We start from the raw sequence: 23247 nt of genomic DNA, 5'->3' as shown, positions 1-23247 counted from the left end.
AGGGGGGCTTGAGCTTTGAACTATGACTTCATATCTTTACACTCAATGTAAGAGAGCACCAGAAAGGTTCCCGTCCATGGAGGGAAGCGCGATCCGGCTGCAAGGACTCCGCAAGGAGTTCGGCGACACCACCGCCGTGGCCGGGGTGGATCTGGAGATATCCGACGGCGAGTTCTTCTCGATGCTCGGTCCGTCCGGCTCCGGCAAGACCACCGTCCTGCGCATGATCGCGGGCTTCGAGAGCCCCACCTCCGGGACCATCCGACTCGCAGGCCAGGAGGTCACCGGACTCGCGCCGTTCGAGCGCGATGTGCACACCGTCTTCCAGGACTACGCGCTCTTCCCGCACATGACCGTGGAGCAGAACGTCGCGTACGGCCTGAAGGTGCGCAAGGTGCCCAAGGCGGAGCGGCTCCAGCGGGCCCGCGAGGCACTCGCCGACGTGCGTCTCGAAGGGTTCGGCAAGCGGCGGCCCGGTCAGCTCTCCGGCGGCCAGCGGCAGCGGGTCGCACTCGCCCGAGCCCTCGTCGGCCGCCCCCGTCTGCTGCTGCTCGACGAGCCGCTCGGCGCGCTCGACCTGAAGCTGCGCGAGCAGATGCAGGTCGAACTCAAGGCGCTCCAGCGCGAGGTCGGGATCACCTTCGTGTTCGTCACCCACGACCAGGAGGAGGCCCTGACGATGAGCGACCGCATCGCCGTCTTCAACCAGGGCCGTATCGAGCAGGTCGGCACGCCCGCCGAGATCTACGAGCGTCCCGCGACCGCGTTCGTCGCCTCCTTCGTGGGCACCTCGAACCTGCTCCGGGGCGAGGCGGCCGAACGGGTCACCGGCACGGCCGGCACATACAGCATCAGGCCCGAGAAGATCCGGGTCCTCAAGGAGTCCGCCATCGCGGACGAGCCGGAGCACTCCACCGCCACCGGCACCGTCGCCGAAGTGGTCTACGTGGGAGACGTCACCCGTTTCCTCGTCGACCTCGACGCGGGCGGCCGCCTCACCGCGCTCCAGCAGAACCTGGAGACCTCCTCCGAGGATGTCGCGGCCTACCGGGGCGCCCGGGTGCGCCTCCAGTGGCACCGCCGCCACGCCGTGCAGGTCCCCGCCGACCGCTGACCCCGCTCCACGCCACCCCCACCGTCACGTATGGAGAACGTCGTGCGTCTCACTCCCACCCTCAAGGCCGTGGCCGCAGCCGCGGTGCTGATCGCGGCCACCGCCTGCGGCTCGTCCGACTCGGGCGGCTCCTCCTCGTCCACGGGCCTCAATCCGCCGGACCTGAAGGCGCCTTCCAAGCTCGGCAAGACCGAGGGGCAGGTCAACCTGATCGCCTGGGCCGGCTATGTCGAGGACGGCTCCAACGACCCCAAGGTCGACTGGGTCAGCGACTTCGAGAAGCAAACCGGATGTCAGGTCCACTCCAAGGTCGCCGCCAGCTCCGACGAGATGGTCAAGCTGATGAAGACCGGCGAGTACGACGCCGTCTCCGCCTCCGGTGACGCCTCCCTTCGGCTGATCGCCTCCGGTGACGCGGCGCCGGTGAACACCGACCTCGTACCGAACTACAAGGACGTCTTCGGCGACCTGAAGCTGCAGGCCTGGAACTCCGTGGGCGGCAAGGCGTACGGCATCCCGCACGGCCGTGGCGCCAACCTGCTCATGTACAACACCGACAAGGTCAAACCCGCGCCGACCTCCTGGTCCGCTGTCTTCGACGACGCGGCGAAGTACAAGGGCCATGTCACGGCGTACGACTCGCCGATCTACATCGCCGACGCGGCGCTGTATCTGAAGGCGACCAAGCCCGAGTTGAAGATCAAGGACCCGTACGCGCTGGACCAGAAGCAGTTCGACGCGGCGGTCGATCTGCTGAAGAAGCAGAACGCGAACGTGGGCGAGTACTGGAGCGACTACCTCAAGGAGATCTCCGCCTTCAAGAGCGGCGACTCCGTGATCGGCACCACCTGGCAGGTCATCGCCAACCTCACGCAGGGCGAGGGCGCCAAGGTGAAGGCGTTCGTGCCCAAGGAGGGGGCGACCGGCTGGTCCGACACCTGGATGCTCTCCGCCAAGGCCAAGCACCCCAACTGCGGCTACAAGTGGATGGACTGGATCATCTCGCCGAAGGTCAACGCCCAGGTCGCCGAGTACTTCGGTGAGGCCCCGTCCAACGCCAAGGCGTGCGACGAGACCAGCGACAAGAGCTTCTGCACCACCTTCCACGCCGGCGACACGGCCTACTGGAAGAACGTCGCCTTCTGGAACACGCCGATCGAGCAGTGCCTCGACGGCCGTACGGACGTCAAGTGCGTCCCGTACGCGAAGTGGGTCCAGGCCTGGACCGAGATCAAGGGCTGAGGCACCACGATGACCGCCACCCTGCCTGCCGCCGGACGGTCCCCCGTCCGGCGGCTCGCCGGGCTGCTGCACCGCCGCCCGCGGCTGCGGCTGTCCCTGCTGCTGACCGCTCCGCTGCTGTGGCTGGCCGTGCTGTATCTCGGCTCGCTGGCCATCCTGTTCATCTCGGCGTTCTGGACGACGAACTCCTTCACCTCCGAGGTGGTGAAGGTCTGGTCGACGGACAACTTCCACGAGCTGTTCACCACGCCCGTCTTCCGCCAGGTCATCCTGCGCAGCGTCGGCGTGGCCCTGGCCGTCACCGTCCTGTGCGCGGTGATCGCCTTCCCGGTGGCCTTCTACACCGCGCGGGTCGCCCGGCCCAGGTGGCGGCCCTGGCTGGTGGTCGCCATCCTCACGCCGCTGTGGGCGAGTTACCTGGTGAAGGTGTACGCGTGGCGGCTGATCCTGTCCGAGGGCGGGCTGGCCGACTGGATGCTGAAGCCGCTGGGCCTCGACGGTCCGGGCTTCGGACTCCCGGCCACGGTCATGACGCTCACATACCTCTGGCTGCCGTACATGATCCTGCCGATCCACACGGCGCTCGAGCAGCTGCCCGCGGGCCTGATGGACGCGTCGGCCGATCTGGGGGCACGGCCCGGGCGCACCTTCCGCTCGGTCGTGCTGCCGATGGTGCTGCCCTCGGTCGCCGCCGGCTCGGTCTTCACCTTCTCCCTCAGTCTCGGCGACTACATCACGGTCCAGATCGTCGGCGGCAAGACCCAGCTGATCGGCAACCTCGTGTACTCCAACATCGAGCTCAACCTGCCCATGGCCGCTGCCCTGGGCACGGTTCCGGTGGTGGTCATCGTGCTGTACCTGCTGGCGATGCGCCGCACCGGCGCGCTCAGCAGCCTCTAGAAGAGGTCCCTCGTCATGCAACTGTCCCGCCCCGCGCGTATCGCGCTGCGCATCGCCGCCGGAATAGGCTTCGCGGTCATCTACGTTCCGCTCGCGCTCGTCCTGGTCAACTCCTTCAACCCCGACCGCAGCGCGAGTTGGCCGCCACCCGGCTGGACCGCCCACTGGTGGTCGGTGGCCTGGGAGAACGCCGGGGCCCGCAACGCGCTGTGGGTCTCGGTGAAGGCGGGCCTCGGGGCCACGGCGATCGCGCTGGTGCTCGGCACGCTGATCGCGTTCGCGGTGGCCAGGCACCGCTTCTTCGGGCGCGACGCGCTCTCCTTCGTCGTCGTGCTGCCGATCGCACTGCCCGGCATCGTCACCGGCATCGCGCTCAACTCGGCCTTCGGTACGGTGCTGGAGCCGCTCGGCGTCGGCCTCGGGCTGTTCACCGTGATCGTCGGACATGCGACGTTCTGCATCGTCGTCGTGTTCAACAACGTGGTCGCGCGGCTGCGCCGGACCTCCGGCACGTACGAGGAGGCGGCGATGGATCTGGGCGCCGACTCGTTCCGCGCCTTCGTCGACGTCACCTTCCCGCTGGTGCGTTCGGCACTGTTCGCCGGTGCGCTGCTGGCCTTCGCGCTGTCCTTCGACGAGATCGTGGTGACGACGTTCACGGCCGGACCCGGCATCGAGACCCTCCCGATCTGGATCTTCAACAACATGACCAGGCCGCAGCAGGCCCCGGTCGTGAACGTGGTGGCGGCGGTGCTCGTGCTGCTGTCGGTGATCCCGATCTACATCGCCCAGCGCCTGTCGGCGGACACGGCGACGGAGAGCCGGATCTAGAAGACTCATGAAGATCTTGGTGGGGCTGTCTGGTTTCTGGGCCGGGTGGCCCCTTGGTCTATGCGGTGGCGGGGTTGATCGTCCAGGTGTTGCCTGTGCGGGTGAGTCCGAGGTTGATCAGTCGGCGGAGGTTGAGGGCGGCGGCTCGGGTGTGGAGCCAGGTGTCGTTGGCGATGGTGCCGCGGTAGCGGAGTCTGCGGTTGCCGTGGTGGACGAGCCAGGCGACGGCGCGTTCGACCGGTGGTCTCCAGCGGCGGTAGTCGGCTTGCCAGGCAGGGTCGGCGGTGGCCTGGCGGCGGGCGGCCGCGAGCAGGTCGTGGTGGGGACGGATGGTCAGGATGCGGCCGGCCTTGGCTTTGGTGCACCGCTCACGTAGGGGACATCCGGTGCACAGGTTCCCGAAGGCAGCCTTGCGCTGGTTGTTCTGCCCGCCGGGGTCCGACAGGGGGACGGTGTGTCCAGCGGGGCAGCTCACCGTGGCGGCGGCGGTGTCGATACGGAAGTCGTCCAGGGTGAAACCGCCGGGGACGGCAGGCCGTAGCGGGGCGGGTTTGAAAAACAGCCGGTGGCCTGCTGCTTCGAGGGCCTGGCGGGCCTCGCCGGTGGAGTAGGCGGTGTCGCCGAAGGCGTCCACCGGCCCGTCTTCCTCGGCGAGCAGGTCCACGCCGACGGTGGCCTCGTGGTGCTCGGGCCCGACACCGGGGGTGAGGGTCACAGCGGTGTATAACGCGGTCTCCGGCTCGATGGCCAGGTGGGCTTTGTATCCGTCCTGCTGGTGGGTGCGTGTCTTGTGGATGTGCCGGGCTTCGCCATCGACGGTGGAGACCATCCGGTCGTAGGCGGTGCCCCGAGTGATGCGCCAGCGCCCGTCACGGCCGTCGGAGTCCTCGGCGGGTTCGACGTCCTGTCCGGCGACCAGGGCCAGCAGGCCCACCGCGTTCGCAGCCTTCTCACCGAGCTGCTGGTCAGGCAGGTGGCCCAGCAGCCTGAGCGCGTCACCGACGAGGGAGTCGACGAGGTCGGCGCGGGCCTGCTCATCGTTCCAGGCGATGCGGGGTTTGCCGGGATCGGTGTAGTCGTGCGCGGTGCACTGCACGGCCGCGATCTGGTCGGCGCCGGGAACCTCGCGGATCACCGCGCGGATGGCGGCGATGATCTGGGTGACGGTGTCCTGGGTGGCGACCGCGTCGTCCAGCACGGTGGAGTCCAAAGCCCGCCGGTGCTTGCCCTTGAGGACACCGGTCGCCTTCACCACCTCCCGCACCGCCTCGAAGACCCGATTCGGCCGGGCCGACCGGGAAAGGCGGCGGCGGAAGTAGGCCAGCAGCGACGGATCGAACGCCATGTCGTGCAGGCCGAGTCCGCAGGCGGCCTTCCACCGCAGGTCGCACCGCAGTTCCTGGACCGTCTCGAAGTCCGACAGCCCGTGCAGGGCCTGCAGCGTGACCGCCGAGGCCAGGATCTGCGGCGGCATGCTGGGCCGTCCGTTCCCCGAGGGGTACATGTCCGCGAACATCTCCGCCGGGAACAGCGCACCGCGGTCCTCGGCCAGGAACGCGAACACACTCCCTACCGGGATCAACTCCCGGCAGGTCTCCCACACATCCGGCCCGACCGTCTCCCCGACCCATTCCCCCATCACCACACAACGAGTCTGGCCCCACCGCTCACACGGTGGGGCCAGAACCCCAAGATCTTCATGAGTCTTCTAGTAGGACTCCGTTAGGTTGCTTTGGATCTTGGGTTCTGGCTGGTGGTGGATGTTGTGGGCAGGGGGCGGTGGCAGGTGGTGCAGGTGCCGGCCCAACAGTTCAGCAGGTCCTGGAGGGTGTCGAGGATCTGGTAGAGGGTGAGTCCGCTGTATCGGCTTTTGGGGCCAGGCGCTGTTCGGTGAGGAATGCGTGGGCGGCGGTGACCAGGGTGACGTGGTGATGCCACCCGGCCCAGGAGCGGCCTTCGAAGTGGTCCAGGCCGAGGCCGTGCTTGAGTTCCCGGTAGTCATGCTCGATCCGCCAGCGGATCTTCGCCAGGCGGACCAGCTCAGTCGGCGGGGTGTCTGCGGGCAGGTTGGACAGCCAGTAGTCGGTGGGTGCTTCGGCTCCGGCGGGCCATTCGACCAGCAACGTGACCTCGGACAGGACACCGTCCCAGGAGCCGTCCCCCGCGGTGGCGGCGGCCTGGGCGAGGCGTCGGGCTCTGACCCCGGCCGGCCGCACCCGCAACGCCAGGAAGTGCGAGCGCATCGGTCCGCGGGAGCCTTCACGCCAGGTCACCTCGGTGAAAGCCTGCCGTCCATAGCCGGCGGCGAGCGCGGCCACCGAAGACGGCTTGTCGCGGTAGCGGGGTTGCGGCTTGCGGCCGTTGCCGGACCAGGTGGGGGCAGCGGGCACTGCATCATGCGGGTGGGCGGTCACATCCGAGCGGATCGCCACTACGTAGCCGATGCTCCGACGCTCCAGCCCGTCGCGGAAGTCGGCGTTCTGCCCGTAGCCGGCGTCGGCCACCACCACCGGTGGGACAAGGCCCCATCCGGCCAGCTCATCGAGGACGTCCAGGGCCAGACGCCACTTCTCCCGGTGCCCGATCTCATCAGGAATCCCCGTCTTGCGCCGACGGAGGGCATCGGCTGCCCACTCCTCGGGCACGAAGAGGCGCCACTGCAGCGGACATGACGCGGTGTCGGAGACCGCGTGCACGCTCACCGTGACCTGGCAGTTGGCCTGCTTGCCCAGGGCTCCGCAGTACTGACGCGCGACCGCCACCGACATCTTCCCGTCCTTGGGAAACGACACGTCATCGACCGCCCAGGCATCCGGGCCCACCAGCGGCACCATCCGCTCCGCAATCCGCCGCCGCACCGGCACCGGATCCCACGTCGACTGGTTCACGAACTGCTGCAGGTTTTGCTCGTTGCCATCCGACAGCCGCTCCGCCATCGGCTGGATCGACTTGCGCCGCCCGTCCAGCATCAGCCCCCGCAGATAGCAGTCACCCTTCGCCCGCTGATCCTTGCGCGGCACCGACGCGAACACGTCGGCCACGAACAACGCCAACTTCGCCCGAGCACGGTTCACTTCATGTGCGTCCACACACCTACCGTGCCCCCAAACAGGACCGCGAGACAGACCTAACGGAGTCCTACTAGGGCCTGTCGTTCGGATCATCTCGGCGTCGCGCGAATGGCGCGGTCTCTCCCAGCCGACCCGACCCGAACGACAGACCCTGGGTCCTTTCGTCGGGACCGGATCGGCGAGAAGGACTGCGCCCTTCGGCCGGCCCGCGACGCCGGCATGATCCGGACGAGGGGCCCTCGGGCGGCATGCGGCGCGTCCGCGCCGCGGTCCCTCCCGCCGCCGTTCGCGGCCTCCGGCCGGGGATTTCCGCAGTCGGATCGGCGGACGGCGATTGTCTCCCGAACGCAAGCAGCTTGCATTTCTTGCGCTATTCTTGCGCGCATGACGCGACGACTTGCTGAAGTGGCGAAGAAGGTCGGGGTCAGTGAGGCCACGGTCAGCCGGGTGCTCAACGGCAAGCCCGGTGTCTCCGAGGCCACCCGGCAGTCGGTGCTCTCTGCACTCGACGTACTGGGCTACGAGCGGCCCACGCAGTTGCGCGGGGAGCGGTCCCGGCTCGTCGGGCTCGTCCTCCCGGAGCTGCAGAACCCCATCTTCCCGGCGTTCGCCGAGGTCATCGGGGGCGCGCTGGCGCAACTCGGGCTGACTCCCGTGCTGTGCACCCAGACCAAGGGCGGTGTCTCCGAGGCGGACTACGTGGCGTTGCTGCTGCAACAACAGGTCTCCGGCGTGGTCTTCGCCGGCGGTCTGTACGCACAGGCCGATGCGCCGCACGACCACTACCGGCTGCTCGCCGACCGCAACATCCCGGTGGTGCTGGTCAACGCGGCGATCGAGCACCTGGGCTTCCCCGGCGTCTCCTGCGACGACTCGGTGGCCGTGGAGCAGGCCTGGCGTCACCTCGCCTCGCTGGGGCACGAGCGGATCGGGCTGGTGCTCGGGCCCGGGGACCACGTCCCGTCGGCCCGCAAGCTCGCGGCGGCACGGGCGATCGCCGGGGAACTGCCCGGCGAGTTCGTCGCCCGGACCATCTTCTCCATCGAGGGCGGACACGCTGCGGCGGCCAAGCTCATCGACCGAGGGGTCACCGGGTTCATCTGCGCCAGCGACCCGTTGGCGCTGGGCGTGGTGCGGGCCGCCCGCCGCCGGGGCCTCGACGTCCCGTCGCAGATCTCGGTCGTGGGTTACGACGACTCGGCGCTGATGAACTGCACGGAACCGCCTCTCACCACCGTCCGGCAGCCGATCGAGTCGATGGGCAAGGCCGCCGTGGAGTTGCTGAACGTACAGATCGGGGGCAGCTCCGTCCCGGCGGACGAGCTGCTGTTCGAGCCCGAGCTGGTGGTCAGGGGGTCGACTGCGCAAGCGCCTCGTTACTGAGATCCGGTGTACTGTCAAATAATTTCAGATTCTGCGCGACATCTTGCGGCTTGCTGCTGTCGGTGCTTGAGTGTGCGGCGCCCACCGCTACAGCCCGAAGGGGTCCACCGATGAGAAGCACCGGGATCCGCCGTACCCTCGTCGCGCTCAGCGTCTGTTCGCTCGCCCTCGCCGCGTCCGCATGCGGATCAGACGGCGACTCGGCGAGCGGCAAGACGCGTATCACGGTCAACTGCGAGCCGCCCAAGAGCGCCAAGGTGGACCGCAAGTTCTTCGAGGACGACATCGCGTCCTTCGAGAAGAAGAACACGGACATCGACGTCGTCGCCCATGACGCATTCCCCTGTGAGGACCCCAAGACCTTCGACGCCAAGCTCGCGGGCGGCCAAATGGAGGACGTGTTCTACACGTACTTCACGGACGTCAAGCACGTCGTCGACACCGGGCAGGCGGCCGACATCTCCTCGTACGTCAAGGAGTTGAAGAGCTACGACACCCTGCAGCAGCAGCTGCGGGACATCTACACCGTCGACGGCAAGATCTACGGCATCCCGCGCACCGGCTACTCGATGGGGCTGATCTACAACAAGAAGCTCTTCGCGCAGGCCGGCCTCGACCCCGAGAAGCCCCCGGCCACCTGGGAGGAGGTCCGCGCCGACGCCAAGAAGATAGCCGGGCTCGGCAACGGGACCGTGGGCTACGCCGACTACAGCGCACAGAACCAGGGCGGCTGGCACTTCACGGCCGAGCTGTACTCGCAGGGCGGGGACGTCGTCAGCGCCGACGGCAAGAAGGCCACCGTCGACACCCCCGAGGGCCACGCCGTGCTGCAGAACCTGCACGACATGCGCTGGACCGACAACTCCATGGGCAGCAAGCAGCTCCTCGTCATCAACGACGTGCAGCAGCTGATGGGTTCGGGGAAGCTCGGTATGTACCTCTCCGCCCCGGACAACATCCCGATCCTGGTCAAGGAGAAGGGCGGCAACTACCAGGATCTCGCGATCGCCCCCATGCCCGGAGGCAAGGGCACGCTGATCGGCGGAGACGGCTACATGTTCAACAAAAAGGCCACCCCGGAGCAGATCCGGGCCGGACTGAAGTGGCTCGACCACATGTTCCTCACCCCCGGCAAGGGCTTCCTCGGCGACTACGCGCGCGCCAAGCAGAACAACGCCCCGGTCGGTCTCCCGGAGCCCCGGCTGTTCACCGGCGCCGCCGACGCCAAGGACCAGGAGGTCAAGAAGGCCAACGCCAACGTGCCCGTCGAGAACTACCAGTCCTTCCTCGACGGCAACCAGGCGCTCCAGATGAAGATCGAGCCGCCGAACGCCCAGCAGATCTACTCCGTCCTCGACGGTGCCGTCTCGGCCGTCCTCACCAAGAAGGACGCCGACATCGACCAGCTCCTCAAGGACGCCTCCGGCAAGATCGACGGCATCCTGGCACGGGGCTGACGGCGATGACCAAGACGGCTGCACGGAGGACGGCCTCGGCGGTCCCCGTACACCCGGTACCGGCGCCGCCTCCGGTAGGGGGCCGGAGGCGGCGCCGCCTCGCGGACCAGGCCCGCGCGTACGGCTTCCTCCTCGGCGGGCTGATCTGCTTCGCCCTGTTCTCCTGGTACCCGGCGATCCGCGCGGTCGTGATCGCCTTCCAGAAGTACACGCCGGGCTCCCCGCCCGAGTGGGTCGGCACCGCCAACTTCTCCCGGGTGCTGCACGATCCGGAGTTCGGCGCCGCCTGGCGCAACACCCTCACCTTCACGCTGCTGGCCCTGCTGATCGGTTTCGCGGTCCCCTTCGTCCTGGCCCTCGTCCTGAACGAACTGCGCCACGCCAAGGCGTTCTTCCGGGTCGTGGTCTACCTGCCGGTGATGATTCCGCCGGTGGTCAGCGCCCTGCTGTGGAAGTGGTTCTACGATCCGGGAGCCGGCCTCGCCAACGAGACGCTCCGCTTCCTGCACCTGCCCACCTCGAACTGGACCAACGGAGCCGACACCGCTCTGGTGTCGCTGGTGCTCGTGGCGACCTGGGCCAACATGGGCGGCACCGTCCTGATCTACCTGGCCGCCCTCCAGTCCATCCCGGGCGAGCTGTACGAGGCCGCGGAACTGGACGGCGCGAACCTCCTCCAGCGCATCAGGCACGTGACGATCCCGCAGACCCGGTTCGTCATCCTCATGCTGATGCTGCTGCAGATCATCGCGACGATGCAGGTCTTCACCGAGCCGTTCGTGATCACCGGCGGCGGCCCGGAGAACGCCACGGTCACCGTGCTCTATCTGATCTACAAGTACGCCTTCCTCTACAACGACTTCGGCGGCGCCTGTGCGCTGAGCGTCATGCTGCTGGTGCTGCTCGGCCTCTTCTCCGCCCTCTACCTGCGGCTGACCCGCTCCGGAGAGGAGGGCGCATGAGCACCCGGACCCTGGTGTCGCCGGCCGCCCTGGCCCGCCCGCGCGGCAGGGCGGTGTACTGGACCGTGTTCACCGGCGTCGTCGCGCTGTTCACGCTCGCCTTCCTGTTCCCCGTGTACTGGATGGCGACCGGCGCGATGAAGTCGCCCGACGAGGTGGCCGAGACCCCGCCCACACTGGTCCCACGGCACTGGAACCTGGGCGGCTACACCGACGCCTGGGACCTCATGCAGCTGCCGCAGCATCTGTGGAACACGGTTGTCCAGGCCACGGGCGCCTGGCTGTTCCAGCTGGTGTTCTGCACGGCCGCCGCGTACGCGCTGTCCAAACTGCGGCCCGCCTTCGGCAAGGTGATCCTCGGCGGCATCCTCGCCACCCTGATGGTCCCGGTCCAGGCGCTGGTGGTGCCCAAGTACCTGACGGTGGCGGACCTGCCGTTGCTGCACACCAGCCTGCTGAACGACCCCCTCGCGATCTGGCTGCCCGCGGTCGCCAACGCCTTCAACCTCTACCTGCTCAAACGGTTCTTCGACCAGATCCCGCGGGACGTCCTGGAGGCCGCGGAGATCGACGGCGCCGGCCCGCTGCGCACCCTGTGGTCGATCGTGCTGCCCATGTCGCGACCCGTCCTCGGCGTGGTCTCGATCTTCGCGCTGGTCGCGGTGTGGCAGGACTTCCTGTGGCCCCTGATGGTCTTCTCCGACACCGACAAGCAGCCGATCAGCGTGGCCCTGGTCCAGCTGTCGCAGAACATCCAGCTGACCGTGCTCGTGGCCGCGATGGTGATCGCCAGCATCCCCATGGTCGCGCTGTTCCTCGTCTTCCAGCGGCACATCATCGCCGGAATCAGCGCGGGCAGCACGAAGGGCTGACATCGCCCTCCTCGCCGAGACAGAAAGGCAAGCACAGTGGGACAGCCCACCCCTGCCCGGAAAGACATGGACTGGTGGCGCTCCGCCGTCATCTACCAGGTGTACGTCCGCAGCTTCGCGGACGGCGACGGGGACGGCACCGGAGACCTCGCGGGCGTCCGCGCCAGGCTGCCGTACCTCGCCGAACTCGGCGTGGACGCGCTGTGGTTCAACCCCTGGTACCTGTCACCGATGAAGGACGGCGGCTACGACGTCGCCGACTACCGCGCCATCGACCCCGCCTTCGGCACGCTCGCCGAGGCCGAGAAACTGATCGCCGAGGCGCGGGAGCTGGGCCTGCGCACCATCGTGGACATCGTGCCCAACCACGTGTCCGACCAGCACGCGTGGTTCCAGGCGGCCCTCGCCGCGGGACCCGGCAGCCCGGAGCGTGAACTCTTCCACTTCCGGCGCGGACGCGGCGCGGACGGCGAACTGCCGCCCAACACCTGGCCGTCCCAGTTCGCCGGCTCCACAGAGCCGGTCTGGACCCGGCTGCCCGACGGCGACTGGTATCTGCACCTGTTCACGCCGGAGCAGCCGGACCTCAACTGGGCCCACCCGGCCGTCCGTCAGGAGCACGAGGACATCCTGCGCTTCTGGTTCGAGCGCGGCGTCGCGGGCGTCCGCATCGACTCGGCGGCCCTGCTCGCCAAGGACCCCGCACTGCCGGACTTCGTCGAGGGCCGGGACCCCAACCCTCTCGTGGACCGCGACGAACTCCACGACATCTACCGCTCCTGGCGGGCCGTGGCCGACGACCACGACGGAATCTTCGTGGGCGAGGTGTGGCTGCCGGACGCCGAGCGCTTCGCGCGCTACCTCCGCCCCGACGAACTGCACACGGCCTTCAACTTCTCCTTCCTGTCCTGCCCCTGGGACGCGGCGCGCCTGCGCACGTCGATCGACACGACTCTCGCGGAGCACGCCCCGGTGGGCGCCCCGGCCACCTGGGTGCTGTGCAACCACGACGTGACCCGCACGGTCACCCGCTACGGACGGACGGACACCGGCTTCGACTTCTCCACCAAGGCCTTCGGCACCCCCACCGACCTCGCCCTCGGTACCCGCCGGGCGCGGGCCGCCGCACTGCTGTCGCTGGCCCTGCCCGGCGCGGTCTACGTCTACCAGGGCGAGGAACTGGGGCTGCCCGAGGCGGAGATACCCGTGGACCGCATCCAGGACCCGATGTACTTCCGTTCGGCCGGCGCCGATCCCGGTCGGGACGGCTGCCGGGTCCCGCTGCCCTGGGTCGCGGAGGCGCCGTACGCCGGTTTCGGCTCCCGGGACGAGCCGTGGCTGCCGCAGCCGGCCGACTGGGCGACGTACGCCGCCGACCTCCAGGACCGGGACCCCGGCTCGATGCTCGCCCTTTACCGGGAGGCGATCCGGCTGCGCCCCGTGTTCGGGGACGGTCCGCTGACCTGGCTGCCCGCCCCCCAGGGCGTTCTCGCCTTCACCCGGGCCGACGGTGTGAGCTGTGTGGTGAACCTCGCCGCCACGCCCTTCGACCTCCCCCCGCACAGCCGCGTCCTCATCGCCAGCGGTCCGCTGGACGACCAGGGCCGGCTGCCCAAGGACACGGCGGCCTGGCTGCGCGCCTGAGCCGCTGTGCCGCACCACACCCTGCTATCCCCGTACCCCCACCATGAAGGGATCAGCACATGCACAGCAGCACCCGTAGACATGTCAGGCGCATGCCGGCAATGGGGGCGGCCGTCGCCCTCGCCGCGGGCATGCTCGTCTGCCTCGCTCCGGCGGCCCACGCGGCCGCGGGCGCCACCCTGCCCTTCACCTCCGTCGAAGCGGAGTCGGCGACGACCACCGGTACCAGGATCGGTCCGGACTACACCCAGGGCGCCCTCGCCTCCGAGGCGTCCGGGCGCCAGGCCGTGCGGCTCGGCGCCGGGCAGCGGGTCGAGTTCACCGTGCCGCGGGCGGCCAACGCGGTGAACGTCGCCTACAGCGTCCTCGACGGTCAGTCCGGCACGCTGAACGTCTACGTCAACGGAACGAGGCTGTCCAAGACCCTCGCGGTCACCTCCAAGTACTCCTACGTCGACACCGGGTGGATCCCGGGCTCGAAGACCCACCACTTCTATGACAACGCGCGGCTGTTGCTCGGGCAGAACGTCCAGGCGGGCGACAGGATCGCCTTCGAGTCGACGGGCACGCAGGTCACGGTCGACGTCGCCGACTTCGAACAGGTCGCGGCCGCCGCCACCCAGCCGGCCGGATCGGTGTCCGTCACCTCCAAGGGTGCCGACCCCAGCGGGCAGGGCGACTCCACCCAGGCCTTCCGGGACGCCATCGCCTCGGCCCAGGGGGGAGTGGTCTGGATCCCGCCGGGCGACTACCGGCTGACCTCGTCGCTGGGCGGCGTGCAGAACGTGACACTCCAGGGTGCCGGCAGCTGGCACTCCGTCGTGCACACCTCCCGCTTCATCGACCAGTCCGGCTCGTCCGGGGGAGTCCACATCAAGGACTTCGCGGTCATCGGCGAGGTCACCGAGCGTGTCGACTCCAGCCCCGACAACTTCGTCAACGGCTCGCTCGGACCGAACTCGTCGGTCTCCGGCATGTGGATCCAGCATCTGAAGGTGGGCCTCTGGCTGACCGGCAACAACGACAATCTCGTCGTCGAGAACAACCGCATCCTGGACACCACCGCCGACGGCCTGAACCTCAACGGCAGCGCCAAGGGCGTCCGCGTCCGCAACAACTTCCTGCGCAACCAGGGCGACGACTCGCTCGCCATGTGGTCGCTGTACGCGCCGGACACCAACAGCAGCTTCGAGAACAACACCATCTCCCAGCCGAACCTCGCCAACGGCATCGCGATCTACGGCGGCACCGACATCGCCGTGAGGAACAACCTGATCTCCGACACCAATGCCCTCGGCAGCGGTATCGCGATCTCCAACCAGAAGTTCCTCGACCCCTTCAACCCGCTGGCGGGCACGATCACGGTCGACGGCAACACCCTCGTCCGCACCGGCGCCATGAACCCCAACTGGAACCACCCCATGAGCGCCCTGCGCGTCGACTCCTACGACAGCGCCATCAACGCCACGGTCGCCATCACCAACACGACGATCACCGACAGCCCCTACAGCGCCTTCGAGTTCGTATCGGGCGGCGGGCAGGGCTACCCGGTCCGGAACGTCACCGTGGACGGTGCGACGGTGCGCAACACCGGCACGGTGGTCGTCCAGGCCGAAGCCCAGGGCGCGGCCGTCTTCCGCAATGTGACCGCCTCCGGTGTGGGTTCCGCCGGGATCTACAACTGCCCCTACCCGTCCGGCTCCGGCAGCTTCGCGCTCACCGACGGGGGCGGCAACTCCGGCTGGAACAGCACCTGGTCGGACTGCTCGACCTGGCCCCAGCCCGGTCAGGGCAATCCACCCCAGGACCCGAACCGCAACCTGGCCAAGGGCCGCCCGGCCACCGCGACCGGATCGCAGGACGTCTACACCCCCGGCAAGGCGGTGGACGGGGACGCCAACAGCTACTGGGAGTCCACCAACAACGCCTTCCCGCAGTCCTTGACGGTGGACCTCGGCTCGGCCGAGTCCGTGCGCCGACTGGTGCTGAAGCTGCCGCCGTCCTCGGCGTGGGGCGCCCGCACCCAGACCGTCGCGGTGCTCGGCAGCACCGATGGCTCGAGCTACTCGACGGTGGCGGGCCCGCAGGGCTACCGCTTCGATCCGGCGACCGGCAACACGGCCACGGTCACCCTGCCCGTCGGCACCGATCTGCGCTACCTGAGGCTGACCGTCACTGCCAACACCGGCTGGCCCGCCGGGCAGTTCAGTGAGGTGGAGGCCTACTCGACCTCGTGACCCCCTCGCCCCGCGCTTCGTCGCCCGGGTCCGCGGGGTGGCGAAGCGCGGGGCGATCCGGGTGCGGTTCCTTCGGGAGGCGTTGACCGAAGCCTGGTGCGAGCTTTGCTGCTCTGATGTTGTTGTTGCAACATATACGCAGAAGCCTGGAGGGCGCGACTGAAGACGGTCGATCACCGAGCAGTGAGGCCCGCACCCCCATGACCACGGCTCCTGGTTCCGCTCCCGCCCGCCCGGCCGCAGGGCGGGGCGTCCTGTGGCACCGCGTACGCGCATCGATGACCCGGAGGGAGTGGGTGCGTCTGGGCGGGATGGCCGCCTTCATCGTGGCGTTGCACGTCATCGGCTGGTTCACGCTGGTGGCGATCGTCGCCCCCGAGCACTACAGCCTGGGTACCAAGACCTTCGGCGTGGGCATCGGCATCACCGCCTACACGCTCGGCATGCGGCACGCGTTCGACGCCGACCACATCGCCGCGATCGACAACACGACCCGCAAGCTGATGGGCGAGGGGCAGCGACCGCTGTCGGTCGGCTTCTGGTTCTCCCTCGGGCACTCCAGCGTCGTCTTCGCACTGGCCTTCCTGCTGTCCATGGGTGTGAAGGCGCTGGCCGGGCCGGTCGAGAACGACGGCTCCGAACTGCACGGTGTCACCGGCTGGATCGGTACGACCGTCTCCGGGACCTTCCTGTACGTCATCGCGATCATCAACCTGCTCGTCCTGGCCGGGATCTGGAAGGTCTTCCGGCAGATGCGGTCCGGCGACTTCGACGAGGCCGCGCTGGAGGAGCAGCTCAACAGCCGCGGCTTCATGAACCGTCTGCTGGGCCGGCTGATGAAGTCCATCACCAGGCCCTGGCAGATGTACCCCCTGGGCCTGCTCTTCGGCCTCGGCTTCGACACGGCGACCGAGATCGCGCTCCTCGTGCTCGCCGGGTCCGGCGCCGCGTCCGGGCTGCCCTGGTACGCGATCCTGTGCCTCCCGGTCCTGTTCGCGGCGGGCATGGCGCTCCTCGACACGATCGACGGATCGTTCATGAACTTCGCCTACGGCTGGGCGTTCTCCAAGCCGGTTCGCAAGGTCTACTACAACCTCACCGTCACCGGACTGTCCGTCGCGGTCGCACTGATCATCGGCACCGTCGAACTGCTCGGTCTGATCGCCGACAAGGCGGGTCTGCACGGCGCCTTCTGGGACTGGGTATCGGGCCTGGACCTGAACACCATCGGCTACGTCGTCGTCGGTCTGTTCTTCGCCACCTGGGCCGTCGCCCTGCTGGTGTGGAAGGTCGGCCGTATCGAGGAGAAGTGGACCGCGGGCCTGGCCGGACGCGCCCCGGCCGAGGAAGGCGCCGACTAGGGCCGGCTGCGGCCCGGCGCGAGAATCTTGCTGCTAGCGTGCAGTTGCACATCATTGGCAATAAGGTCGGAGGGCGTTGGGCATGGCGCTGTACACACTCCCGGAACTTCCGTACGACTACGCGGCTCTCGCCCCGGTCATCAGCCCGGAGATCGTGGAGCTGCACCACGACAAGCACCACGCGGCGTACGTGAAGGGTGCCAACGACACGCTGGAGCAGCTCGCACAAGCCCGGGAGGAGGAGGCGTGGGGCTCGATCAACGGCCTGGAGAAGAACCTGGCGTTCCATCTCTCGGGCCACATCCTGCACTCGATCTACTGGCGCAACATGTCCGGTGACGGCGGCGGGGAGCCCCTGGAGAAGGACGGGGTGGGCGAACTCGCGGACGCCGTCGCCGAGTCCTTCGGCTCGTTCGCGGCCTTCAAGGCGCAGCTGTCCAAGGCCGCCGCGACCACCCAGGGCTCGGGCTGGGGTGTGCTGGCGTACGAACCGCTGAGCGGACGCCTGATCGTCGAGCAGGTCTACGACCACCAGGGCAACGTCGGCCAGGGCTCCACCCCTGTCCTGGTCTTCGACGCCTGGGAGCACGCCTTCTATCTGCAGTACCGGAACCAGAAGGTGGACTTCATCGAGGCCATGTGGCAGGTCGTCGACTGGCAGGACGTGGCCAGGCGCTACGCGGCCGCCAAGGAGCGTGGCGACAGCCTGCTCCTCGCGCCCTGACCGCGTAGGCCGGCGGGACGTCCCGCCCGGGCGCGGTTCAGGCCGGCGTCCGCCCCTTCAGCAGGGACCGATGGATCTCCTCGGCCCTGATTGCGGTGGTCGACAGCAGGGTGCTGGTCAGGCCGTGGGTGTGCTCCGTCCCGCCCTGGAGATAGATGCCGGCGGTCACCTCCGGCACCGTCTCCACCCGTGGTCGCGGCCGACCCGCAGCGCGTCCCCGTCGTCCCGTGGCGCCCAGTTCCCTCACGCGCGGGATCAGCCGGCTGTTGTGCCAGACATGTTCGGACAGTTCGATGCCGGGCGGCACGTGCGGTTCCCATCGCCACACTGACGTTGCGGGTGCGGCGTCCGACCGTGCCGCCCGGGATCCCCGGGTCCCGGCTGACCACGTCGAAGTACGCGACGTGGCCGTCCTCGTCGCGCACCGGCTCCACCGCGGTGACCTCGCTGCCGTACGCGACGAGGTGCGCCATGCGGTCGGCGGCCCACTCGAAGTACTGGTGGAACTCGGCGCGCAGCGGGGGCCGGCCTACGGGGCCGCACGGGCTGCGGGGGTGTGTCCGGCATGCGGATGGTGGAGCCGACCGCGCGGCGCGGGCGCGGCGCGGAACGCGGACGGGGAGGCGTGCCGCCCCGTCCCGCGGCCGGGTTCCGGGTGACCGCAGCCGGGCCGCATACAGGAGCCGACGGCGCGGCGACGCCGGACACGGTCGTCGGGACGGCCCATGAGCGAGCGCTCACCGGCCGGGCGACAGCCCCCCGGGCCGGACCCCGGGTAGCCCGCCCGGACCGGCGGACGCGCACCCCGGGCGTCGGTGGGGCACAGTATTGAGGGAGGTTTCGGGACAATTCATCCGTCGATCGCGCGCCCCCACGGCATGCCGCCGGGAGCGAACACCCACCGGGAACGACGAGGAACGTACGGCGCGCCAGGAGGACTCATGCACGAGAAACTGCTGAGCAGGATCGCCGACGAGCTCCTGCGCCTGCGTCACGACTCCTCCCACTCCTCGACCGACAGGACCGCGCCTCCGGGCTTCGGACTGGACCGTGTGCTGGTCAGCGACTTCATCGCCGGTTCGACCGACCGGCAGGAGGAGTCGGAACTCGCCGACCAGGTGGCGCGGCTGGTGCCGTTCCACTGGGTCCTGCCCAACACACTGGCCTCGGCGATGTCGGAGCTGATCGAGCACCTCGGTGGCCAGACGCAGCTGATGCTCTGGCTGGACCGGCACCAGGGTCTGCCGCGGCTCGTGGCGCGGCTGTACGTCCTCATGGGCCTCCTCGACCAGTTCAGCGAGAACACCGCGGTCGTCACCGCGCTCCGGGAGTCCCGGCAGCGGACGCCCTATCCGGCGGGTCTCAGGGACAGCCTGGTGCCGGAGACGGACGACGAGACCCTGGCGGGGATCTCCTTCAAGATCGAGGAGCTGCTCGGCGACGGCCGGCGGAAGGAGGCCGTCGAGCTGGCCCTGGCCACGGCGGCATGGCTGCAGAAGGCGGCACCGCGGGCCGAGGAGCTCGACCCCGACGTCGGCGACCTGGGCGAGTTGATGGGCCATGTCCGCCACGACATCCAGACCGAGGCCGTCAGCGCCTGAGCCGTGCCCACCGGGCCGCCTCGGCGCGGCGGCAGGGCCGGGACGTCCCGAGGAGTGATCGCGGGATCCGGCTCGATGTCCACGACGGTAACGAGATCGCCGTCGTACCGGGCGCCCGGCGTCGTCACCACGTCGTAGGTGCCGAATCCAGCGCTCGTCTCCCCCGCCCGTATCGGGTGCGTATCGGCCGTGACCTTCCGGCCGCATTCCGGGGAGCGCGATCCGATGGACCGCTCCGGCGGCCGGCGAACAGATGTGAGGCGTCGGCCGACCCGTCGTCGCCCCGCGGACACGACCGGACCGCGAAGAGCCGCGCCGGACGGTCGGCGAACTGCCGCTGACCCACATCACCGCTGCGCCGCAGTGCCCGGGGCGCGCTGCGCTCCGCAGCCGCCGCAGTGTCGTTGACCGCCCCCGCGAAACGACATGTGACGACGCATCCGCCGTCGGTGGGGGTCACCCCCGAGGAGCCGGCCCTGACGGACGGTCGAGTGCCCCTCGGCGGACCCGGCGGACCCGGCGGTCCTCGTCCGCGGTCGTGCGAGGCCCCGCCACGGCCTGCGCCGGACGCGTCCACAGGGGTCCCGACGGAGCCCGCGGCGGCAACCTCTCCGGACAAGTCATTGTCATGACAGGCGCGTTCAGCTCTTTGACCTGCGGTGGAGCGCCACTCGACGGCCTGTGCTGCGCACAGGGACACCACTTGTACCGGCGACTTTCACATGCGCGCCATCGAACCCTTCCTTGACGTTTGTTGCCCTTGGAACACTCGCTGCGCACACGTTTCCTCATGTTCCGGCCATCCGCACCACGATGAGAGGTCGTTCAGTCATGCCCGAGGTCAACCGGCGCAGATTCCTCCAACTCGCGGGCGGTACCGCCGCGTTCACCGCGCTCTCCAACAGCATCGAGCGCGCCGCGGCCCTTCCTGCGCACCATCGCTCCGGCACGATCGAGGACGTCGAGCACATCGTCGTCCTGATGCAGGAGAACCGCTCCTTCGACCACTACTTCGGTACGCTCCGAGGTGTGCGCGGCTTCGGCGACCCGCGCCCCGTGACCCTGCCGAACGGCAAGTCGGTCTGGCACCAGTCGGACGGGTCGAAGGACATCCTCCCCTTCCGGCCCGACGCCGACGACCTGGGCCTGGCCTTCATCCAGGACCTCCCGCACGGCTGGAACGACGGCCACGCCGCCTTCAACGGTGGCAAGTACGACAAGTGGGTGCCCGCCAAGTCCTCGACGACGATGGCGTACCTGCAGCGTGAGGACATACCCTTCCACTACGCGCTCGCCGACGCCTTCACCATCTGCGACGCGTACCACTGCTCGTTCATCGGTTCCACCGACCCGAACCGCTACTACATGTGGACGGGTTACACCGGCAACGACGGCAAGGGCGGCGGCCCGGTCCTCGGCAACGACGAGGCGGGTTACGGCTGGACCACCTACCCCGAGCGCCTGGAGAAGGCGGGGGTCTCCTGGAAGATCTACCAGGACGTCGGCGACGGCCTGGACGCGGCCGGCGGCTGGGGCTGGATCGAGGACGCCTACCGGGGCAACTACGGCGACAACTCACTGCTGTACTTCAACCAGTACCGCAACGCCAAGCCGGGCGACCCGCTGTACGACAAGGCCCGTACAGGCACCGACGCCCGCAAGGGCGAGGGCTTCTTCGACCGGCTCAAGGCGGATGTCAAGGGCGGCAAGCTGCCCCAGATCTCCTGGGTCGTCGCCCCCGAGGCCTTCACCGAGCACCCCAACTGGCCCGCGAACTACGGCGCCTGGTACGTCTCCCAGGTCCTCGACGCGCTCACCTCCGACCCGCAGGTGTGGGCCAAGACGGCCCTGTTCATCACGTACGACGAGAACGACGGCTTCTTCGACCACCTGGTCCCGCCGTTCCCGCCGGCCTCCGCCGCGCAGGGCAAGTCCACGGTCGACGCCGGCCCGGACGTCCTCGCGGGCGACGCCTCCCATGTCGCCGGTCCCTACGGACTCGGCCAGCGCGTGCCGATGCTTGTCGTCTCGCCGTGGAGCAAGGGCGGTTACGTCTGCTCCGAGACGTTCGACCACACGTCCGTGATCCGGTTCATGGAGAGCCGTTTCGGCGTCCACGAGCCGAACATCTCGCCCTGGCGGCGTGCCGTCTGCGGTGACCTGACCTCGGCGTTCGACTTCTCGCGCAAGGACACCAAGCCGGTGTCGCTGCCGGCCACGGACGGCTACGAGCCGCCGGACCGCGACCGTCACCCCGACTTCGTGCCCACCCCGCCCGCCGACTCGGTCCTGCCCAAGCAGGAACGCGGACTGCGGCCCGCCCGCCCGCTCGGGTACGCACCCGTCGTGACGGGATCCGCTGACCCCGCCGCCGGAAAGTTCACGCTGACGTTCGCCTCCGGTGCGCACGCGGGTGCCGCGTTCCTCGTCACCTCCGGCAACCGCACCGACGGCCCCTGGACCTACACCACGGCAGCCGGCAAGACGCTGTCGGACACGTGGAACTCCGCGTACTCCGGAGGGTCCTACGACCTGACCGTGCACGGGCCGAACGGCTTCCTGCGCGTCTTCAAGGGCCCCGGCAAGCAGGCGGGTCCCGAGGTCGGCGCGCGGTACATCGGCGACGACATCGAGCTGACCCTTGTGAACAAGGGCTCCCGCACGGTGAAGCTGAAGGTCGGCGACGGTTACGGCGGGAAGGCGAAGACGTTCACGGTGCGCGCCCACGACACCGTGAAGTACACCGTCTCCCTGAAGGCGAGCCGGCGCTGGTACGACCTGACCGTCACGTCCGACGCCGACCCGTCCTTCCTGCGCCGTCTCGCCGGCCACGTCGAGAACGGACAGCCGGGCGTGAGCGATCCCGCGATCGCCGCGAAGTAGACATGGGACCGACGCCGTACGCGCCATGGATCCGGTGTTGCGGGGGGCTCGCCGGTCACCGGTGTGCTCGGGGTACTGTGCCCCGGTGACCACGCAATCGAACACTCCTGCGGGCTGGTACCCGGACCCGCACGGCGCGCCCCGTACCCTGCGGTACTGGGACGGCGCCCAGTGGACCCAGCACACCCAGGCCGAGGGCCAGGGCCAGGTGCCGCAGCAGGCGTACGCACAGCAGCAGGCCGCGGCGCCGGACCCGCGCGTACAGCGTCAGGTGCAGCAGCAGGCCGGAGTCGCCGCGAGCGGCTCCGGCGGCGGCACGCTGTTCACCGAACCGGTGCTGGTCGTGAACCAGAAGGCCAAACTGATCGAGCTGACGAACGAGTACAGCGTCTTCGACCAGAACGGCAACCAGATCGGCTCGGTCACCGAGATCGGGCAGAGCGTGCTGAAGAAGGCCCTGCGCTTCGTCTCCAGTGTGGATCAGTTCCTGACCCACAAGCTGGAGATCCGGGACGCCCACGGGCAGCCGCAGCTGGTGCTGATCCGGCCCGCGAAGTTCCTGAAGTCCCGGGTGGTCGTGGAGCGTCCGGACGGACAGCCCGTCGGTGAGATCGTCCAGCAGAACATGATCGGAAAGATCAATTTCGCGATGATCGCGAACGGCCGGCAGGTCGGCGCGATCAAGGCGGAGAACTGGCGCGCTTGGAACTTCGCGATCGTCGACCACGCGGAGAACGAGGTCGCGCGGATCACGAAGACCTGGGAGGGCCTGGCGAAGACGATGTTCACGACCGCGGACAACTACGTCCTGCAGATCCACTACCAGCTGCCCGAGCCGTTGCTGAGCCTGGTCGTGGCCACTGCGCTCACCGTGGACACGGCGCTGAAGCAGGACTCCCGCGGGTTCGGCTGAGTCTCCCGGACCGCGGCGGACCATCACGGCGGCCGGAGCGTGCACACACGCT

The 23247-nt window shown here is 68.9% G+C and carries 17 protein-coding genes and 1 pseudogene; 15 read left to right on the top strand and 3 right to left on the bottom strand.

The genetic code is table 11. The features are described from left to right. Nucleotides 1-76 precede the first annotated feature (76 nt). The 4 genes from RCR19_RS05750 to RCR19_RS05735 are packed head-to-tail and all read left to right on the top strand — an operon-like array spanning nt 77 to nt 4087. A complete protein-coding gene (locus RCR19_RS05750; protein ID WP_331264098.1) occupies nt 77-1114 on the top strand; it encodes an ABC transporter ATP-binding protein in 1038 nt (345 codons plus the stop codon). A 30-nt stretch (nt 1115-1144) separates the two neighbouring features. Then, a complete protein-coding gene (locus tag RCR19_RS05745) occupies nt 1145-2356 on the top strand; it encodes an ABC transporter substrate-binding protein (RefSeq protein ID WP_331264097.1) in 1212 nt (403 codons plus the stop codon). Between the two features lie 9 nt (nt 2357-2365). Beyond that, nucleotides 2366-3256: an ABC transporter permease gene (locus RCR19_RS05740; RefSeq protein WP_059131828.1), complete on the top strand. Its 891-nt coding sequence runs from the start codon at nt 2366-2368 to the stop codon at nt 3254-3256. A gap of 15 nt (nt 3257-3271) precedes the next feature. Beyond that, nucleotides 3272-4087 (top strand): ABC transporter permease, encoded by an 816-nt coding sequence (locus RCR19_RS05735; RefSeq protein ID WP_331264096.1) that lies wholly within the window; start codon nt 3272-3274, stop codon nt 4085-4087. A 58-nt stretch (nt 4088-4145) separates the two neighbouring features. Here RCR19_RS05735 and RCR19_RS05730 read toward each other — a convergent pair whose 3' ends face one another. Further along, nucleotides 4146-5726, bottom strand: coding sequence for an IS1182 family transposase (locus tag RCR19_RS05730; RefSeq protein WP_331269356.1), 1581 nt, complete (start codon nt 5724-5726; stop codon nt 4146-4148). A gap of 172 nt (nt 5727-5898) precedes the next feature. Next, nucleotides 5899-7176 carry an IS701 family transposase gene (locus RCR19_RS05725; RefSeq protein ID WP_331264095.1) on the bottom strand — a complete coding sequence of 426 codons (1278 nt, stop codon included), beginning with the start codon at nt 7174-7176 and terminating at the stop codon, nt 5899-5901. 366 nt (nt 7177-7542) lie between these two features. Between RCR19_RS05725 and RCR19_RS05720 the strand changes: the two genes are divergently transcribed. The 8 genes from RCR19_RS05720 to RCR19_RS05685 all read left to right on the top strand — a co-directional run bounded on the left by RCR19_RS05720 (nt 7543) and on the right by RCR19_RS05685 (nt 17798). After that, complete coding sequence (locus RCR19_RS05720; RefSeq protein WP_331264094.1) at nt 7543-8541, top strand: LacI family DNA-binding transcriptional regulator; 999 nt, start codon at nt 7543-7545, stop codon at nt 8539-8541. Nucleotides 8542-8651: 110 nt separating this feature from the next. Beyond that, complete coding sequence (locus tag RCR19_RS05715) at nt 8652-9998, top strand: extracellular solute-binding protein (protein ID WP_331264093.1); 1347 nt, start codon at nt 8652-8654, stop codon at nt 9996-9998. Between the two features lie 5 nt (nt 9999-10003). Further along, a complete protein-coding gene (locus RCR19_RS05710; protein WP_331264092.1) occupies nt 10004-10960 on the top strand; it encodes a sugar ABC transporter permease in 957 nt (318 codons plus the stop codon). Beyond that, nucleotides 10957-11832 (top strand): carbohydrate ABC transporter permease, encoded by an 876-nt coding sequence (locus RCR19_RS05705; RefSeq protein ID WP_331264091.1) that lies wholly within the window; start codon nt 10957-10959, stop codon nt 11830-11832. The genes RCR19_RS05710 and RCR19_RS05705 overlap by 4 nt, the downstream gene beginning before the upstream one ends. 36 nt (nt 11833-11868) lie before the next feature. Then, entirely contained in the window at nt 11869-13476 is a 1608-nt protein-coding gene (locus RCR19_RS05700; protein ID WP_331264090.1) for a glycoside hydrolase family 13 protein, read from the top strand. A 59-nt stretch (nt 13477-13535) separates the two neighbouring features. Continuing rightward, nucleotides 13536-15713, top strand: coding sequence for a discoidin domain-containing protein (locus RCR19_RS05695; RefSeq protein ID WP_331264089.1), 2178 nt, complete (start codon nt 13536-13538; stop codon nt 15711-15713). A 200-nt stretch (nt 15714-15913) separates the two neighbouring features. Next, a complete protein-coding gene (locus RCR19_RS05690; protein WP_331264088.1) occupies nt 15914-17074 on the top strand; it encodes a HoxN/HupN/NixA family nickel/cobalt transporter in 1161 nt (386 codons plus the stop codon). A gap of 82 nt (nt 17075-17156) precedes the next feature. Continuing rightward, nucleotides 17157-17798 carry a superoxide dismutase gene (locus RCR19_RS05685; RefSeq protein WP_331264087.1) on the top strand — a complete coding sequence of 214 codons (642 nt, stop codon included), beginning with the start codon at nt 17157-17159 and terminating at the stop codon, nt 17796-17798. Between the two features lie 37 nt (nt 17799-17835). Here the strand turns inward: RCR19_RS05685 and RCR19_RS05680 are convergent. Next, nucleotides 17836-18319 (bottom strand): annotated as a pseudogene (locus tag RCR19_RS05680) (SidA/IucD/PvdA family monooxygenase); the annotation flags it as partial. A 420-nt stretch (nt 18320-18739) separates the two neighbouring features. On the opposite strand from RCR19_RS05680, the gene RCR19_RS05675 reads away from it, so the two are divergent. The 3 genes from RCR19_RS05675 (at nt 18740) to RCR19_RS05665 (ending at nt 23195) form a co-directional block, all read left to right on the top strand. Beyond that, entirely contained in the window at nt 18740-19399 is a 660-nt protein-coding gene (locus tag RCR19_RS05675) for a hypothetical protein (protein WP_331264086.1), read from the top strand. Nucleotides 19400-20230: 831 nt separating this feature from the next. Continuing rightward, complete coding sequence (locus RCR19_RS05670; protein WP_331264085.1) at nt 20231-22282, top strand: phospholipase C, phosphocholine-specific; 2052 nt, start codon at nt 20231-20233, stop codon at nt 22280-22282. 85 nt (nt 22283-22367) lie between these two features. Continuing rightward, complete coding sequence (locus RCR19_RS05665; protein WP_220291029.1) at nt 22368-23195, top strand: phospholipid scramblase-related protein; 828 nt, start codon at nt 22368-22370, stop codon at nt 23193-23195. The last annotated feature ends 52 nt before the right edge of the window (nt 23196-23247 follow it).

This window comes from Streptomyces sp. WAC07094, from assembly GCF_036320405.1.
Classification (GTDB): domain Bacteria; phylum Actinomycetota; class Actinomycetes; order Streptomycetales; family Streptomycetaceae; genus Streptomyces; species Streptomyces lannensis.
Note: the sequence above shows the minus strand (reverse complement) of the source record. Positions and strands in the feature narration are given on the sequence as shown.